At 66.7% G+C, this 16,230-nt stretch carries 11 protein-coding genes; 4 read left to right on the top strand and 7 right to left on the bottom strand.

All coding sequences use genetic code 11. The features are described 5' to 3' along the window. Window positions 1-330: 330 nt before the first annotated feature. Window positions 331-1,905, bottom strand: coding sequence for a glucan biosynthesis protein G (locus tag CDN36_RS17710; RefSeq protein ID WP_150554145.1), 1,575 nt, complete (start codon window positions 1,903-1,905; stop codon window positions 331-333). A gap of 275 nt (window positions 1,906-2,180) precedes the next feature. Between CDN36_RS17710 and bglX the strand changes: the two genes are divergently transcribed. Continuing rightward, window positions 2,181-4,493 (top strand): beta-glucosidase BglX, encoded by a 2,313-nt coding sequence (bglX, locus tag CDN36_RS17705; RefSeq protein ID WP_287497477.1) that lies wholly within the window; start codon window positions 2,181-2,183, stop codon window positions 4,491-4,493. A gap of 22 nt (window positions 4,494-4,515) precedes the next feature. Here bglX and CDN36_RS17700 read toward each other — a convergent pair whose 3' ends face one another. Next, window positions 4,516-5,418 (bottom strand): LysR family transcriptional regulator, encoded by a 903-nt coding sequence (locus tag CDN36_RS17700; protein ID WP_287497476.1) that lies wholly within the window; start codon window positions 5,416-5,418, stop codon window positions 4,516-4,518. 148 nt (window positions 5,419-5,566) lie between these two features. Between CDN36_RS17700 and CDN36_RS17695 the strand changes: the two genes are divergently transcribed. Further along, the gene (locus CDN36_RS17695) at window positions 5,567-6,679 is read left to right on the top strand and encodes a tartrate dehydrogenase (protein ID WP_287497454.1); all 1,113 of its coding nucleotides are present in this window, start codon (window positions 5,567-5,569) and stop codon (window positions 6,677-6,679) included. Here the strand turns inward: CDN36_RS17695 and CDN36_RS17690 are convergent. Further along, window positions 6,646-8,082 carry an LLM class flavin-dependent oxidoreductase gene (locus tag CDN36_RS17690; protein ID WP_287497453.1) on the bottom strand — a complete coding sequence of 479 codons (1,437 nt, stop codon included), beginning with the start codon at window positions 8,080-8,082 and terminating at the stop codon, window positions 6,646-6,648. The genes CDN36_RS17695 and CDN36_RS17690 overlap by 34 nt on opposite strands. Window positions 8,083-8,364: 282 nt before the next feature. Here CDN36_RS17690 and CDN36_RS17685 point away from each other — a divergent pair, with 282 nt between their 5' ends. Then, window positions 8,365-9,525, top strand: a complete 1,161-nt coding sequence (locus tag CDN36_RS17685; RefSeq protein ID WP_287497452.1) for an ABC transporter substrate-binding protein — start codon at window positions 8,365-8,367, stop codon at window positions 9,523-9,525. Between the two features lie 93 nt (window positions 9,526-9,618). On the opposite strand, the gene CDN36_RS17680 is transcribed toward CDN36_RS17685, so the two are convergent. Beyond that, window positions 9,619-10,542, bottom strand: a complete 924-nt coding sequence (locus tag CDN36_RS17680; RefSeq protein WP_287497451.1) for a LysR family transcriptional regulator — start codon at window positions 10,540-10,542, stop codon at window positions 9,619-9,621. 162 nt (window positions 10,543-10,704) lie between these two features. Between CDN36_RS17680 and CDN36_RS17675 the strand changes: the two genes are divergently transcribed. Then, window positions 10,705-11,811 carry an NADH:flavin oxidoreductase/NADH oxidase gene (locus tag CDN36_RS17675; RefSeq protein ID WP_287497450.1) on the top strand — a complete coding sequence of 369 codons (1,107 nt, stop codon included), beginning with the start codon at window positions 10,705-10,707 and terminating at the stop codon, window positions 11,809-11,811. A gap of 123 nt (window positions 11,812-11,934) precedes the next feature. On the opposite strand, the gene CDN36_RS17670 is transcribed toward CDN36_RS17675, so the two are convergent. The 3 genes from CDN36_RS17670 to CDN36_RS17660 all read right to left on the bottom strand — a co-directional run bounded on the left by CDN36_RS17670 (window position 11,935) and on the right by CDN36_RS17660 (window position 16,203). Further along, window positions 11,935-13,185, bottom strand: a complete 1,251-nt coding sequence (locus tag CDN36_RS17670) for a sensor domain-containing phosphodiesterase (RefSeq protein WP_150553709.1) — start codon at window positions 13,183-13,185, stop codon at window positions 11,935-11,937. Window positions 13,186-13,380: 195 nt separating this feature from the next. After that, window positions 13,381-14,676, bottom strand: a complete 1,296-nt coding sequence (locus tag CDN36_RS17665) for an MFS transporter (protein ID WP_287497449.1) — start codon at window positions 14,674-14,676, stop codon at window positions 13,381-13,383. A gap of 198 nt (window positions 14,677-14,874) precedes the next feature. After that, window positions 14,875-16,203 carry an MFS transporter gene (locus tag CDN36_RS17660; protein ID WP_150553707.1) on the bottom strand — a complete coding sequence of 443 codons (1,329 nt, stop codon included), beginning with the start codon at window positions 16,201-16,203 and terminating at the stop codon, window positions 14,875-14,877. Window positions 16,204-16,230: the final 27 nt, after the last annotated feature.

Here is a 16,230-nt window from a genome sequence, read left to right as displayed (position 1 = left end):
GATTCGCCCTCCGTCGAAACGCGGAGAGTCTTTGTCTTGACCGACGCAAGCGGCACCTGGCCGGACCGCACCGGCCCGGCCGGAGCCGACGCCAATGCAGCCAACCGCCGATTCGAGGACCGAATGGCGGATTTTTATGAAATATTGTGCATGAAGTAAACGCGAAATGCCGCGCGACCGCAAGGGTAATTTACACGTCTAAGGGTTTTACATGACACAACGACGCACGTAAGTACTTGTTTAATCGTGGTCGATGGCGCCATGTCGAGATGAGACGCAGGCGGGTTATGCGGCGGCAGGACGCCGCCGCACGGTCAGAAAAGGTGCAACTTATTGCCTGGTGACGGAGAAGGGCGGAAGCTGATAGCTCCACGTTTCGCTCACGGCCTTGCCGCCGGAGACGAGCGCCGCGCGCATTTCGACCACCTTGGACGGGTCCTTCACCATCACGCGCAGGTTCAGGCGCACGCCGCGCGTGACCGGGTTCGGCTGCAGCGTCTGCTCGATGACGGTGGCGTTCTCGCTCACGCTGACCTGCGGCGTGAGCGCGCCGGCCGGCAGCGACGCGAGCGGACCGCCGTCGAAGTCGACCACGAGCCCGGTGCTGCCGTCGAAGTGGCGGATCAGGTTCGCCTGCGTGATCTCGCCGGCGGTGCGCAGCGTCTGCTTCACCCAGGCGAGGTTGCGCTCGATGATGCCGCGCTCGTTCATCGTCCAGCGGATCGTGTAGTCGGCCTTGAGCGGCTGGCCCTTCGGCGGCAGTTGATCCGGCGTCCAGAACGCGCCGATGTTGTCGTTGGTCTCGTCGGGCGACGGGATCTCGACCAGCTCGATGTGCCCCTTGCCCCAGTCGCCCTGCGGCTCCACCCAGGCGCTCGGGCGCAGATCGTAGCGATCCTTGAGGTCCTCATACTGCGCGAAATCGCGGCCGCGCTGGAGCAGGCCGAAGCCGCGCGGGTTCGTTACCTGGAACTGGCTGATGGCGAGATTGCGCGGGTTGTTCAGCGGACGCCAGATCCACTCGCCGTTGCCGGCATGAATGGCCAGGCCGTTCGAATCGTGCAGCGCCGGACGGAAGTTGTAGGGATCGCGCTGCTGGTTGGGGCCGAACAGGAACATGCTCGTGAGCGGCGCAATGCCCAGCTTGGTCACCTTTTCGCGCAGGAAAACGCGCGCTTCGACCTTGAGTACCGAGTCTTCGCCCGGCGTGAGGTCGAAGCGATAGGCGCCGGTGGCGCGTCTGGAATCGAGCAGTGCGTAGAACACGAGATGCTTGTCGCCGGCGGCCGGCCGCTCGATCCAGAACTCGCGGAACGCCGGGAATTCCTCGGCGATGGGCAGCCCCGTGTCGATGGCCAGCCCGCGCGCGGAAAGCCCGTAGACCTGTCCCTTGCCGATCACGCGGAAGTAGCTCGCGCCGAGCACGCTCATGATTTCGTCGAGCTTGCCCGGTTCGTTGATCGGGTAGAGCACGCGAAAGCCTGCATAGCCGAGGTTGTGCGTGGCGCTGCGCTCGAGCTTGAGGTCGCCGAAGTCGAAGCGGCGCGAGTCGTACTTGATCTCGTCGATCTTCGCGTTGGGACCGTTGCCAACGATTTCGTTGATTTTCACCGGCGTGCTGAACTGCATGCCCTGGTGATAGAAACCCAGGCGGAACGCCGTGGGCTGATCGTTCCATTCGAACGCCTCGCGGCGCGGCTGGATCTTGATGTAGTCGCCGAACTGCATCCGGGCGAACTCGGGGGTGAGATTGCTCGCCGGCGCGGTGTAGGGCTTGTCGGCCAGCGTTTTCGCGCGGGCCGTGACGTCATCGAGGGAGAAGGCATGGGCTTGCGCGGCGCTCAGCACGGCCGTGCACGCCACGATCACGGGGGCGAACGCTCGAACGCGTTTGCGCCAGGACATCGCAGAGGAAAACAGAACCAAGAATCTCTCCAAAAAAACGGTGGCTCGACACCGGACGGTACGCCGTCGCCGGGACTGCATGGCGGCGTGAAGCTCACATTGTGGCAAAGTATCGCATTTCGCGTCGTTCACAGGGCCACGGCTCTCGTGTGCGGCACCAATCGTCAAGCCGACGCGCGTGCAGGCCGCGGCGTGGCTCCCCGGACGTGCCGGGCCCACGCCGCCACCTGCCGGTGACCATGCGTCGCGCCTCATTGGATCGCTTTGTCATGAGAATGTTCTGCGCATTGGCGCTTGCCGCCAGTCTCGTCGTGGCGCCGGCCTTCGCCGACGCCCCGGTTGCCGGGAATACCTCCGCTGCCATGCCGTCGGCGGCGGCGAAACGGGCGTTCATCGATGATCTCGTCGCGCGCATGACGCTCGACGAGAAGATCGGCCAGTTGCGCCTGATCAGCATCGGCGCCGACATGCCGCAGGCCCAGCTCATCAAGGAAATTGCCGCGGGGCGCGTCGGCGGCACGTTCAATTCGGTCACGCCGGCCGACAATCGTCCGCTGCAGGACGCCGCTTTCAGGCAAAGCCGCCTGAAGATACCGATCTTCTTCGCATACGACATCGTGCACGGTCACCGCACGGTATTTCCGATCAGCCTCGGCCTTGCGTCGAGCTGGGACATGTCGGTGGTGAAGAATGCCGCGCGCGTGGCGGCCATCGAAGCGAGTGCCGACGGCATCGACGCGACTTTCGCGCCGATGGTCGACATCTCGCGCGACCCGCGTTGGGGCCGCACCTCCGAAGGCTTCGGCGAAGATCCGTATCTCGTCTCGCAATGCGCGCGGGCAAGCGTGCAGGGCTTCCAGGGCACGTCGCCCGCCAATCCGGACAGCCTGATGGCGTTCGTGAAGCATTTCGCGCTGTACGGCGCGGTCGAGGGCGGGCGCGATTACAACGTAGTCGACATGAGCCCGATGCGCATGTATCAGGACTATCTGCCGCCTTATCGCGCCGGCCTCGACGCGGGCGCGGGCGGCGTGATGATCGCGCTCAACTCGATCAACGGCACGCCGGCCACGTCGAACAAGTGGCTGCTGCGCGACCTGCTGCGCGACGAGTGGGGCTTCAAGGGCGTGACGGTGAGCGATCACGGCGCGATCGAGGAACTCATGCGCCACGGCGTGGCGAAGGACGGCCGCGAAGCGGCGAAGCTCGCCATCGAGGCGGGCGTCGACATGAGCATGGCCGACGTGCAGTACCTCAGGCAGTTGCCGGACCTGGTGAAGTCGGGCGAGGTCCCCATGCGCGAGATCGATGAGGCCGTGCGCGAGGTACTCGGCGCGAAGTACGACATGGGCCTCTTTGCCGATCCCTATCGCCGGATCGGCGACGCGTCGCGCGATCCGAAGGACGTAAACGCCGAGAGTCGCCTGCACCGCGCCGCGGCACGCGACGCCGCGCGCAAGTCGGTCGTGCTGCTCGAGAACCGTCACGACACGCTGCCGCTCAGAAAGGCCGGCAAGGTCGCCGTGATCGGCCCGCTCGCCGACGCCAGGATCGACGTCATGGGCAGTTGGTCGGCGGCCGGCAAGTCGGCGCAGGCCGTCACGCTGCTGCAGGGCGTGCGCGACGTGCTGGGGGCGCAGGCGCAGGTGACGTATGCGCGCGGCGCGAACGTCACGGACGATCCGCGCGTCGTCGAATACCTCAACTTCCTCGACTGGGACAATCCGGAAGTCGTGCAGGACAAGCGCACGCCGCAGCAGATGATCGATGAAGCGGTGCAGGTCGCGCGCGAGGCCGACACGCTCATCGTGGCGGTGGGCGAGTCGCGTGGCATGTCGCACGAGGCGTCGAGCCGCACGAGCCTTTCGCTGCCCGGCAGCCAGCTCGCGCTGCTGCAGGCGCTCAAGGCGACCGGCAAGCCGCTGGTCGTCGTGCTGATGAACGGCCGGCCGCTCGATCTGAACTGGCCGCAGGCGAATGCCGACGCCTTGCTCGAGACGTGGTACACGGGCACCGAAGGCGGTCACGCGATCGCCGACGTGCTGTTCGGGGACTACAACCCGTCGGGCAAGTTGCCGATTTCGTTTCCGCGCTCCATCGGCCAGATCCCGACGTACTACAACCAGTTGCGCATCGGTCGCCCGTTCACGCCGGGCAAGCCGGCGAACTACACCTCGCAGTATTTCGAAGAGGATTCGGGCCCTCTGTACGCGTTCGGCTACGGGCTGAGCTATACCTCGTTCGAAGTCTCGAGAGTGAAGCTCTCGGCGAAGACCCTCGCGCGCGGCGGCACGCTCGATGCCAGCGTCACCGTGCGCAACACCGGCAAGCGTGAAGGCGAGACCGTCGTGCAGCTCTATTTGCAGGACGTGGCCGCATCGATCGTGCGCCCGAACAAGGAGCTCAAGGGCTTCCAGAAGGTCAGCCTGGAGCCGGGCGAAGCGCGCACGGTGCACTTCGCCATCGACGAAAGCCTGTTGAAGTTCTACAACGCGAAGCTGCAGTACGTGGCCGAGCCGGGCGACTTCAACGTGCAGATCGGGCTCGATTCCCAGCACGTCGAGCAAGCGACTTTCACGCTGCAATAACCGCCTTCGCGGGACGAAGGGGTCACACCGCCTGCCGCTGGAATTGCCCCGCGAGGAATTCCACGCAGGCCCGCACCTTGGCCGACGACGCCACTCGCGACGAGTACACCGCCCACACGTTCGCCGGCTGCGTGACCTCGGGCAGCACCTGTACCAGGTCCCCTCGCGCGATGAGCGCGCCCACGTCCCACATCGAGCGAAGTACGATGCCTTGCCCGTCGAGCGCCCACTGCACCGCCACTTCGCCATGGTTGGTCGAGAGCGGGCCGGTGACCTTGAGCGACACCGCCTCGCCGCGCTGCTGCAGCCGCCACACGCCGAACGGATGGTCGCGCTCCTTGATCACGATGCATGCGTGTCCGGCGAGATCGCTCAACTGACGCGGCGTGCCGTGAGCGTCGAGATACGCCGGCGAGGCGCACAGCACGCGATGATTGTCGGCAAGCTTGCGCGCGATCAGGTGCGGCGCGATGTCGTCGCCAATGCGCACTTCCAGGTCATAGCCCTCGGCGGCGACGTCGACGAGGCGATCGAACAGGTCGAGACGGACGTTCAGTTGCGGGTGCAGGGCGCGCAGACGCGACATCGCCGGCGCCACCACATGGCGTCCGAACCCGAAGCTGCTGGAAACGCGCAACGTGCCGCGCGGCACCTGACGCGTGCTCGACACGTCTTCGACGAGACGGTCCACGTCGTCGAGAATCTTCTCCGCCCACGCGTAGACCCGCTCCCCGGCGTCCGTGATTGCCACACGCCGCGTCGAGCGATGCAGCAAGCGCGTGCCCAGGTCCGTTTCGAGCATGCTCACGCGCTTGCTTACATAGGCCGGCGAGACGCCCAGCGCCTCGGCCGCCGCGGAGAAACTCGCGCGGCGGGCAACCTGGCAGAACACGCGAAGATCGTCGAGGTTCGGGTTGACGGGCAGGCGTTTATTCACGATTCGTGGATAGTGGATTAACCGATTGTGGGATTTTATCCGCGGTGCAATGGAATAACCTACCGACATTGTGCGAACCGCGCAGTTCACCGGCTTGCCCGGTTTGCCGCTCATCCGCCCTCATCAGGAGACAGACATGACCACCACGTCCCCCTCGTCAGCGCAGCGCCCGTTCCGGATTGCCGTAATCCCCGGCGATGGCATCGGCAAGGAAGTCATGCCCGAAGGCCTGCGCGTGCTGGACGCGGCGGCCAGCCGCTTTGGCATCGCGCTCGACTACCGGCACATCGAATGGGCGAGTTGCGACTACTACGCCAGGCACGGCCAGATGATGCCGGACGACTGGAAACAGCAGCTCGATGGCGTGGACGCGATACTGTTCGGCGCGGTGGGCTGGCCCGAGACCGTGCCCGATCACATCTCGCTGTGGGGGTCGCTGCTCAAATTCCGACGCGAATTCGACCAGTACATCAACCTGCGCCCGGCGCGACTGTTCGACGGCGTGCCGTCGCCGCTCGCGGGCCGTGCGGCGGGCGACATCGACTTTCTGATCGTGCGCGAGAACACCGAGGGCGAGTATTCGTCGGTCGGCGGAGTGATGTTCGAGGGCACGGAGCGGGAGTTCGTCGTGCAGGAGTCGGTGTTCACGCGTCACGGCACGGAGCGCGTGCTCAGGTTCGCCTTCGATCTTGCGCAGCAGCGCGCCCGCAAGCACGTGACGGTCGCCACGAAGAGCAACGGCATCTCGATCTCGATGCCGTGGTGGGACAAGCGCGCGGCCGAGACGGCGGCGAAATATCCGGACGTGACGTGGGACAAGCAGCACATCGACATCCTGTGCGCGCGCTTCGTGCTCAATCCGGATCGCTTCGACGTGGTGGTCGCATCGAACCTGTTCGGCGACATTCTCTCCGACCTGGGGCCCGCATGCACCGGCACGATCGGCATTGCGCCGTCGGGCAACCTGAATCCGGAGCGAAGGTTCCCGTCGCTGTTCGAGCCGGTGCATGGGTCCGCGCCGGACATCGCCGGCAAGAACATCGCCAACCCGATCGGCATGATCTGGACCGCCGCGATGATGCTCGACTTCCTCGGTCACGGCGAAGGCCGCGCGCGCGACGCGCACGACGCGATCCTCGCGGCAATCACCCAGGTCATCAAGGACGGTCCGCGCACCGGCGATATGGGCGGGCGTGCGAGCACGACCGAAGTCGGTCAGGCGATCGCCGCCGTCGTGAGTGCGGGCTGAGTCTGCAGGGACTGCTGATTCTCCGGTTGCGGCGGGGTGGCGGGCGACGATGCCGGTGACGTGGGGCGAGCGGCGAAGTGCCGGTTGGGGACGGCCGGCACGCCGAGGTTCTCGCGCAACGTGCGGCCTTCGTAGCGCGTGCGGAACAGGCCCCGCCGTTGCAGCTCCGGCACGACCAGATCCACGAACGATGTAATGCCTGCGGGCGCGCTCGGGAACATGATGTTGAAGCCATCGGCCGCGCCCGTCTCGAACCAGTGCTGGAAGTCGTCGGCGATCGACTCGGGGGTGCCGACCAGCACGCGGTGCCCCCCGGCGGTAAAGCGCGTGTAGAGCTCGCGCACGGTCGGCTGTTCACGGCGAATCCAGTCCACCAGCAGCTTCTGACGGCTCTTGTGCGAGTTCGTCTCGGGCACGTGCTCGGGCAATGGCACCTTCGCGTCGAGCGGCAGGCTGCCGAGGTCGATGCCGAGGCTTGCATAGTTCGCCAGCGCGTGCAGCACGACGGCCGGATCGCGATGCGCGAGCAGCGAGTCGTAGATTTCCTGCGCTTCGGCCTGCGTGCGTCCCACGATGGGCGAAACGCCGGGCAGGATGACGATGTGCTCGGGACGCCGACCGTACCTGAGCGCACGCGTCTTGACGTCGGCATAGAAGGCGCGCGCGTCTTCGATGTCCTGCGCGGCGGTGTAGAGCAGTTCGCCCGCGCGCGCGGCCAGCTCCCGGCCTGCCTCGCTCGAGCCCGCCTGCGCAATCACCGGCCAGCCCTGTACCGGGCGCGGCGCGCTGAGCGGTCCGCGCACGCGAAAGTGCTTGCCGCGATGATCGAGCGTGTGAATTCGCGAGGGATCGGCCCATTGGCCCGTCGTCTTGTTTCGTGGGAAGGCGTCGTCTGCGTGGCTGTCCCACAAGCCCGTCACCACGTCGTAGAACTCGTTGGCGCGCTCGTAGCGCAGCGCATGGTCGACGTGGTCGTCGCGATTGAAATTCTCCCCGCCGCCCGTCGACGTCACCAGATTCCACCCGGCGCGTCCGCCCGAGAGGTGATCGAGCGACGCGAATGCGCGAGCGACGTTGTAGGGCTCGCTGTAGGTGGTGCTCACCGAGGCGACCAGGCCGATGTGTTTCGTCGCGCCGGCCAGACCGGCGAGCAGCACGACCGGGTCCCAGCGCGGCGCGCCGGGGCTGTGCGCGAGCGCGACGGGGTCCGTCGACATGAAGAGGTTGTCGAAGAAGAACAGCGCGTCGAAGCAGCCGCGCTCCAGTTCCTGTGCGTAGTGACGGTAACGGGCGAATTGCGAGTCGGCGTCCGTGTCGGTGTCGGGATGGCGCCAGCTGTCGCCTTGCACGGCGGACCCCGACATGTAGGCGCCGAGTCGGAGTTGGCGGGCGGGTTGGGTCATGAGCACGCTCTCTTGCGCGGTTGCGCGTCAAGGATTCGATGAACGGCGTCGCGCGCGCAAATACGTCGCGCGCAAGGCCACGGCAGACCGTCACGATACGGGCGCGAGCGGTGTGCGCACAAACAACGAAATTCGATAAGCACGACACCGGATCCGGCATAAGCAAACCCCTCGCGCGGGTGCTATGGATCGCAATATTCGATGGTTGGGCGCGGCCGGCGGCGTCCCTACACTGACATGTCCGCTCACTCCTGTTGCCGCGCTCGCACGTGGCGTCACAACATGACGAATCCCGCTTCCCGTACCGTTTCCGAAATCAGTCCCGTGATCGATGCGTTCATCGCGGCCTCGGCCATCGCCTTCGGACTTTATGTGTCGGCGCCCTCGCGCGCCGCCCTCATTCGCACGACGCTGGCGCGCTCCACCCGACGCGAAGTGCGCACGCGCTGGCATGCGCGGCTGCGAGAGCGTTGGCCGCAGGTGCGCGCCGGCCTTCGACGTGGCATTGCGGTAGCGCTGAGCGTGGCCGCCATCCTGCCCTTCACCGGCAAGGCGGCCGACAAACCGGTGCTCGTCGTGGGCGATCAGGCCTACAACGCGCAGAGTCTGTTCGAAGCGTCGGACGCCTTGCGCGACGCGCCGTACACCGTCGCATGGAAGCAATTCCCGGCCGGCACGCCGGTAATCGAGGCCGTGAACGCCGGCGCGCTCGACATCGGTCTGCAAGGCGACGGGCCGGTACTGTTTCTCGCAGCGCAAGGCGCGCCCGTGAAGGTCATCGGCATCTATCGCGACAGCCCGGACAGCGTGGTGCTGCTCGCCGGAGCGCACACGCAGATCAAGTCGGTGGAGGACTTGCGAGGCAAGACCGTTGCGCTCACGCGCGGCGGCTGGTCGCAACAGCTCGTGCAGGCCGCGCTGGCGTCGAAGGGCCTGCCGCTGGACTCGGTAAAGTACTCGTATCTGGCCTCCGTGGATTCGGCGGCGGCGCTGCAGGCGGGCAAGGTGGACGCGACGGCGACGTGGGAGCCCTACGTCACGCGCTTGCGCCAGGCAGGCGCGCGCACCGTGGTGACGGCGCGCGGGCTGATCGCGGCGCAGAGCTATCTGTCGACGACGCAAAAGGTCATCGATGCCAAGCGCGAGTTGCTGGGGGATTTCGTGCAGCGCTATCAGCGCGCGCGTGAATGGTCGCTCGCCGACCCCCGTCACATCGAGCGTTACGCGGACGTATGGGCGGCGAAGTCGCGCGTCGATCCGAAGCTCGCGCACCAGTGGTTCAGCACCTCGCGCATTCGCTACGAGCCGCTCACCGACGCGGCCATCGCCGAGGCGCAGAAGAGCGTGGACGACTTCGTGAAGACCGGCACGCTCACGCGGAGCTTCGACGTGCGCGGCCTGTTCGATACGTCGTTCAACAAGTTCACGCAGGCGGCGCGATAGCCGCATGGCGACGTCGGCGGGCATGCCGGCATGATGCGGGCAGGGTGTGGGCGGAGGGTGGGCGGACCTCGCCGGCGGCGGCAGCCTGAGGGCTCAGGCGTTCGCCCGTTGCAGGACGCGTCCGCCGCCGAACGCGCGCGGGCGCGGCGCGTCCACGCGTTCGCGCAGCAGGGCCACGGCGCGTTGCGCCCGGGCCGACAGCGGCCACTCCGCGCGATGGATGAGCCACAGCGTGTCGACCACCGGCGGGCCGCAGTCGACCACGCGAATGGCCTCCTGCGTGGCGAACGCCTGGCGCGCGTACTGCGGAATGATGGTGAACCCGAGCCCGCGCGCAACGTATTCGAGGATGAGGCTGATCTGATTCGTGCAGCCCTTGCACGGCAGGCTGCGCACCCCCGGATTGCCTGGGAAGCGGCGGCTGAGCAGACGCGTGGCCATCGCTTCTCCATCGGGATGGTCGATGTAGCCGATGCGCCGCAAGTCCTCCCACCTGTGTACGTCTTCGCCGGCGGGCACCACGAGCTCCAGCGGTTCCTGCGTGAAAGGCGTGGCGGCCAGGCGCGGGTCTTCGGGGCGCAGCGTCACCAGGCCCAGCTCGAAGTGGTTCTGCAACACGCCTTCGAGCACTTCGCGGTCCGGCGCGAACCGGTGTCGCACCGCCATGGCCGGATTGGCCTTCTGCATGTCGAGCAGAATCGGACACAGATACAGCCCGATGCTGCCCGGCGTGATCAGCGTGATCTCCCCGCATTCCTCGTTCGCATCGGCAAGCCTCGAGTGCAGTTGCCGTGCCGCGCATTCCACCTCCACGCTGTAGCTGAGCAGCGCCTGTCCGGCCGGCGTGAGCTCGATGGCACGCGGACGCCGCACGAGCAGCGGTCCGAATTCGGCCTCGAGATGCTTCACGTGCTGGCTCACGGCGGCCTGCGTGAGGCCCAGCCGATCGGCGGTGCGCGTGAAGTTACCCAGCTCGGCGAGCGTGGAGAACGACTTGAGCCATTGGGGATTGACCATAATGAACTGTTATCGATCTGATAATCGGTAGATGGTTTTCATTATAGCTAACAGTGACTACCATCGCTTCTGTCGACCGATTTCCGGTCGAGGTGCCGCGCAAGCCGCCGTCATTCTGGCTTCCCGCGAATGCCCTGCGTCCCGACTCAACGAGAAATTCTCATGTCCGCCCTGTTTTCCCCGTTTGAACTCAAGCGCGTCAAGCTGCGCAATCGTGTTGCGATCCCGCCGATGTGCCAGTACAGCGCCGTCGATGGCTTTACCAACGACTGGCATCTGGCCCACTACGCAGGCCTCGCCCGCGGCGGCGCCGGTCTGGTGATCGTCGAGGCGACTGCCGTCTCGCCTGAAGGTCGTATCACGCCGGGCTGTACCGGCTTGTGGAACGACGAGCAGGCGCAGGGCATGGCGCGCATTGCGTCGGCCATCAAGGCGCACGGCGCGGTGCCGGGCATCCAGATTGCGCACGCCGGGCGCAAGGCCAGTGCGAACCGTCCGTGGGAGGGCGACGACCATATCGCCGAAGACGATCCGCGCGGCTGGCCGACGATCTCGCCGTCCGCCGTAGCCTACGGCAGGCATCTGGGCAAGGTGCCGCGTGCCATGACGCTCGACGACATTGCGCGCGTGAAGGCCGACTTCGTGGCGGCCGCGCGCCGCGCGCTGGCCGCCGGCTTCGAATGGCTCGAACTGCACTTCGCGCACGGCTATCTCGCGCAGAGCTTCTTTTCGCTGCATGCGAACCACCGCGACGACGCCTATGGGGGCGACCTCGCCGGCCGCAGCCGCTTCCTGCTCGAGACACTCGCCGCCGTGCGCGAAGTGTGGCCGGAGCATCTGCCGCTCACGGCGCGCTTCGGCGTGCTCGAATACGACGGCCGCGACGATGAGACGCTTGCGGAGTCGATCGAACTCACGCGCCGCATGCGCGACGGCGGCCTGGATCTGCTCAACGTGAGCGTGGGCTTCTCGACGCCCGACGCGAAGATTCCCTGGGGCTCGGCGTTTCTCGCGCCGATCGCAGAACGTGTGAAGCAGGAAGCGGGGATTGCGGTGGCGTCGTCCTGGGGCATCGACGACCCCCGTGCGGCCGAGCGCGTGGTCGCCGACGGCCAGATGGATCTGGTCATGATCGGCCGTGCGCTGCTGGCCAATCCCCACTGGCCCTACCATGCCGCACTCGAGCTAGGCGTGGCGCGCCCGTCGTGGGTGCTGCCCGCCCCGTATGCGCACTGGCTCGAGCGCTACTCGGTGCAGCGCGCCGCCTAGCATCGCCGTGCATCGCCGCGCATCGCGACTCTCGCGGCGCCGGCATCGAACGCCCCCGCCGCTGTACGACGTGCGGGGGCGTCGTCGTTTGCGCCGCGGCGCACGCCGCGGGCGCTCGCACCGTCACCAGTTGATGTCGACGCACAGCACGTGCAGTCCCTGCTTCGCCGGTGCGGCAATGGAGGCGGTCACGCACAGGTGTGCTTCATTGATCGAGAGATAGGGCGCGGTGAAGTGCACTTCGCCCGGCGCGCGCATGGCCTCGATGAAGTAGGGCCGGCGCGCCCAGTTCGCGCCTTCCGAATGCAGCAGCGGACGGAAGCGTTTGGCGCGTTGCGACGAATGGCTGTCGGGCAGCACGTTGTCGCCGATCTGGCGGCCGGCCGCGTCGAGCAGGAAGCAGCGCGCCGCGTCGGGCAACGCCAGCAGTTCCTGCGCCGCCTGTTTGAGGCCTTGCCCCTGCGCCATGCGCGCGGCCGCCGACTCGATACCGGCGATATACGGTGCGAGCCGCGCATGCTGGGCGCGCTCGCGCTCCACGAGCTGGGTACGCAGGGCGGCGGAGAGCGCGTCCATGCGTTCGGCCGCGATCTTCGGCGGCACCGGGTCGACGTCAGGCGCGGCGAAGTACTGTCCCTGCACGAAGTCGACGTTGCATTCGAGCGCGATGAGCGCTTCGACGTCGGTCGTCAGCCCGCCCATCATCACGAGTTGCCCCGACTCGTGCAGCAGCGAAACGAGGCCGGGCAGCACGCGGGCCAGATGGGTCTGCTCCGTGGCCTGCGCAAGAATGCCCCGGTCCAGCACCACGATATCGGGACGCAGATCCCACACCCGGTCGATGTTCGAGTGCTTCGCGCCAAAGCCGCCCAGCGCGATCAGGAAGCCCGCCTTGCGCAGGCTGCCGACGATGGCGCCGAAGCGCGGCGTGTCGCCGCCGGCCTGTTCCGGCACTTCGAGCACCACGCGCTGCGGGGAGAGTCCGCTCGCCTTGAGCGTGGCGATGAGCGCGTCGCCGTAGACCGTGTCCATCAGCGCGGCAGGGTGCAGGTTCAGGAAAAGCCACGCGTCGCGGCTGTCGAATTCGCGGAAGTTGTCCAGGTGCAGCGATTCGGCGAGACGGCCGAGTTCGAGCATGTCGCCATGACGCGCCGCCATCGCGAAGACTTCGTGCGACGGCACATGGCGACCTTCGGGGTCGTGCGCGCGCAGCGAGGCGTGATAGCCGATGGCACGCCGGTGCGAGACGGAAAACACCGGCTGGAACACACTGCAGATCGTAAAGTCGCCGTAGAGAACGATGCGCCGGCCGTCTTCGGCCGCGGTCAGTCGGGGCGGCAGCAAACCGGGGGCGTCGAGATCGGTCATGGTCATGGCAGGCAAGCGCGTGGCGTGGGGGCGGCAGCGATAGGTAAAGGATAGGCGAGCAAGAAGCGTGCTCAAAGGCGCCCGGCGGCGCCGGCGCTATTGTCCGCGATTTTTAGGCCCCGTTGTGTCGCATCGCACCAGGCTGCGGCTGTCAGTGCACCGAAATGGGGCCGCAGGGAGCGGTCCCGACGCGTGCGCCCGTCACGGCGCAAGTCGCTGGGCGCGCGCGGCGACCCGCGCCAGCGAAAGGGCGCAGACCACGTTGAATACGTGGAGGCCGCCCGGTCCGAGCAGCGTGATCGCGGCCGAGGCGATCATCGGCCCGAGCATGCCGCCGACCGAGAAAAGGATGAGCAGCGTGGCGCTCACCACGACGCGCTGCTCGGCGGCGGTGCGGTCATTGACATGGGAGACGATCAGCCCGTACTGCGTGAAGTTGACGGCCGAGAACAGGAACATCAGCACGACCACGAGCCAGTGGGCCTGGAAAACGACGAGCGGCGCGCAGAATGCCGCCGACGCGAGCGCGAGGCGGCGCGACACGACGCGCCGATCCATGCGATCCGACAAGCGTCCGACCGGCCATTGCATCAGCAACGCGCCGAACAGCGCCACGCCCATGAGCGCCGACAGGGCGCCGATCGAAAAGCCGATGCGCGCGAGGTAGATCGGCACGATGGCATAGAAGGCGCTGTAGAGAAACCCCGCGAGGATGCACCCCGGAATGGCGATGGGGGTGGCGCGCGCCATCTCGGCGATGCCCTCGAAGAGACTGAGCGCGGGTTGCCTGGCGAGCCGTTCGTCGGCCACACGCGTGGGCCAGCCCTGCATGAGGGTGATCGGCAGGATGGCCGCCACGAAGAGTGCGGCAACGAGCAGCAGTTGTCCTTCGCTGCCCGGCTCGCCGACATTGAGCAGGAACTGACCGGCGCCGAGCGCGAGATAGTTGATCGTGAGATACGAACCGAAAACGCGGCCGCGCATGGCGTTCGGCACCGAGCCGTTGAGCCAGCTCTCCACCGTCGTGTACATGCCCATCAGTGCGAAGCCGGTGCCGAGCCGCATGGCGCACATCATGAGCATGGATTCGCTCACCGCGAAGCCCATCACGAACAGCGCGGCAAGGGCCGTGAACGCGACGAATGCGCGATGCTGCCCGATGCGCTCGATGAGCGAGCGGTTGTAGAACGCCCCGAGCAGAAAGCCGCCGTAGTAGCACGACTGGATCACGCCGACGGTCAACGTCGACGCGCCGTATTGAAGCGCGTGAAACGGAATGGCCGTGGCGAACAGCCCGTTGCCGACGACCAGCACGCCATAGCCCAGCAAAATGCCCATGAGCGCCGGATAGACGCTCAGGGGCAGCGGTACGGCGTCTGCCGGGGCGGGGCCGGGCGCGGGCGACGGCGCGCCCAGCAGGGCGCCTTCGGACAGTGGGCCGGGACGATCGGCGTCGTCTTCGGCAGGGGCGGCATCAAGCGACGGGTCTCGCTGCATCGTGTCTCGCGGCCAGAGGAATGGGCAACAGGCGAATTCGCGCCCGACGCGCCAGCCAAGGCCGGTGCTTTGCACTGCAAAACGGAATGCAGCCGCAGGCGTGGGCCGGCAGCGTGAGCGATACCCCGAATCATCGCACGGGATGGCGCGGCAGCGGCTGCCGCCCGACCGCCATCGCCGCCGCCGCCGCCGTCGTCGTCAGTGTTCCGTCACGCTCGCACCGTGCCACACCTGCTCACGGCGCTTGCGGCTGCCGATCCAGGCGGCGGAAAGCGCGCTCACGAGGCCGGCGCAGAGCACGTAGATGCAGATCATCCACGGCTCGCCGCCGTTCTTTTGGAGCAGATAGGTCGCGATGATCGGGCTCAGTCCGCTCGCAAAGATGCCGGAGAACTGGTAGACGAACGAAATGCCGGTGTAGCGCACCTTGGCGTCGAAGAGTTCGGAGAAAAGCGCGGCTTCCGGCCCGTACACCGACGCGTAGATCACGCCGAGCGGAATCACGATCGACAGCCACACGATCATGACGTTGCCGCCGCTCGCCTTCATCAGCCAGAACCCGGCGAACGACGACAGGCCGGTCGCGAGCGAGCCCCAGAAGTAGATGCGCGTGCGCCCGATGCGATCGGAGAGCTTGCCGAAGAACGGGATGGTGAAGATCATCACGAACGCGGCGGCCATCACGCCGGTGAGCGCCTCGGTCTGCGAGAGCTTGAGCGTTTGCGTGAGATAGGCGATGGAGAACACGCCGAAAATGTTGAAGAACACGCCGTCGATGAAGCGGGCGCCCATGCCGGCGAGCACGTTGCCGGGGCTGCGCGTGAGTACTTCCGCAATGGGAATCTTGATCTCGGCGCCGGCCTTCTTGATCTTCGAGAACTCCGGCGTCTCCATGACGTTCAGGCGAATATACATGCCGATCGCCACGAGCCCGACCGACAGGAAGAACGCCACGCGCCAGCCCCACGCGAGAAACTGTGCGCTGGTGAGCGCGTAAGACAGCACCGCCACCACCCCCGAGGCGAGGCACAGGCCGAGCGCCAGGCCGACCTGCGGAATGCTCGCGTAGTAGCCGCGCTTTTCCTTCGGCGCGTATTCGAACGCCATCAGCACGGCGCCGCCCCATTCGCCGCCCAGCCCGATGCCTTGCAGCACGCGCAGCATAAGCAGCAGCACGGGCGCCCACAGGCCGATCTGGGCGTAGGTGGGCACCATGCCGATGAGCATGGTCGCCACGCCCATGATGGTGAGCGTCATCACGAGCATGCTCTTGCGCCCGAGCTTGTCGCCGAAGTGACCGAAGATCACGCCACCGAGCGGCCGGCTCAGGAAGCCGACGGCGAAGGTGCCGTAGGCGAGCATGGTGGAGACGAGCGGGTCGCCGCCCGGGAAGTAGAGTTTGTTGAACACGATGCCCGCGACGACACCGTAGAGGAAAAAGTCGTACCACTCGATGGTGGCGCCGATGAGGCTGGCGACGACGACACGGCGCATCTGCCGGGCGTCGGACTGTGTCGATGCATTCATGGTTGTCTCCGAATCTTGTCGTGATGG

This window comes from Pandoraea sp. CB10b_02 (genome assembly GCF_002216225.1).
GTDB classification, from domain to species: Bacteria; Pseudomonadota; Gammaproteobacteria; order Burkholderiales; family Burkholderiaceae; genus Pandoraea; species Pandoraea nosoerga.
The sequence above is the reverse complement of the archived record's forward strand: the minus strand, read 5'-3'. Positions and strand labels throughout refer to the sequence as shown.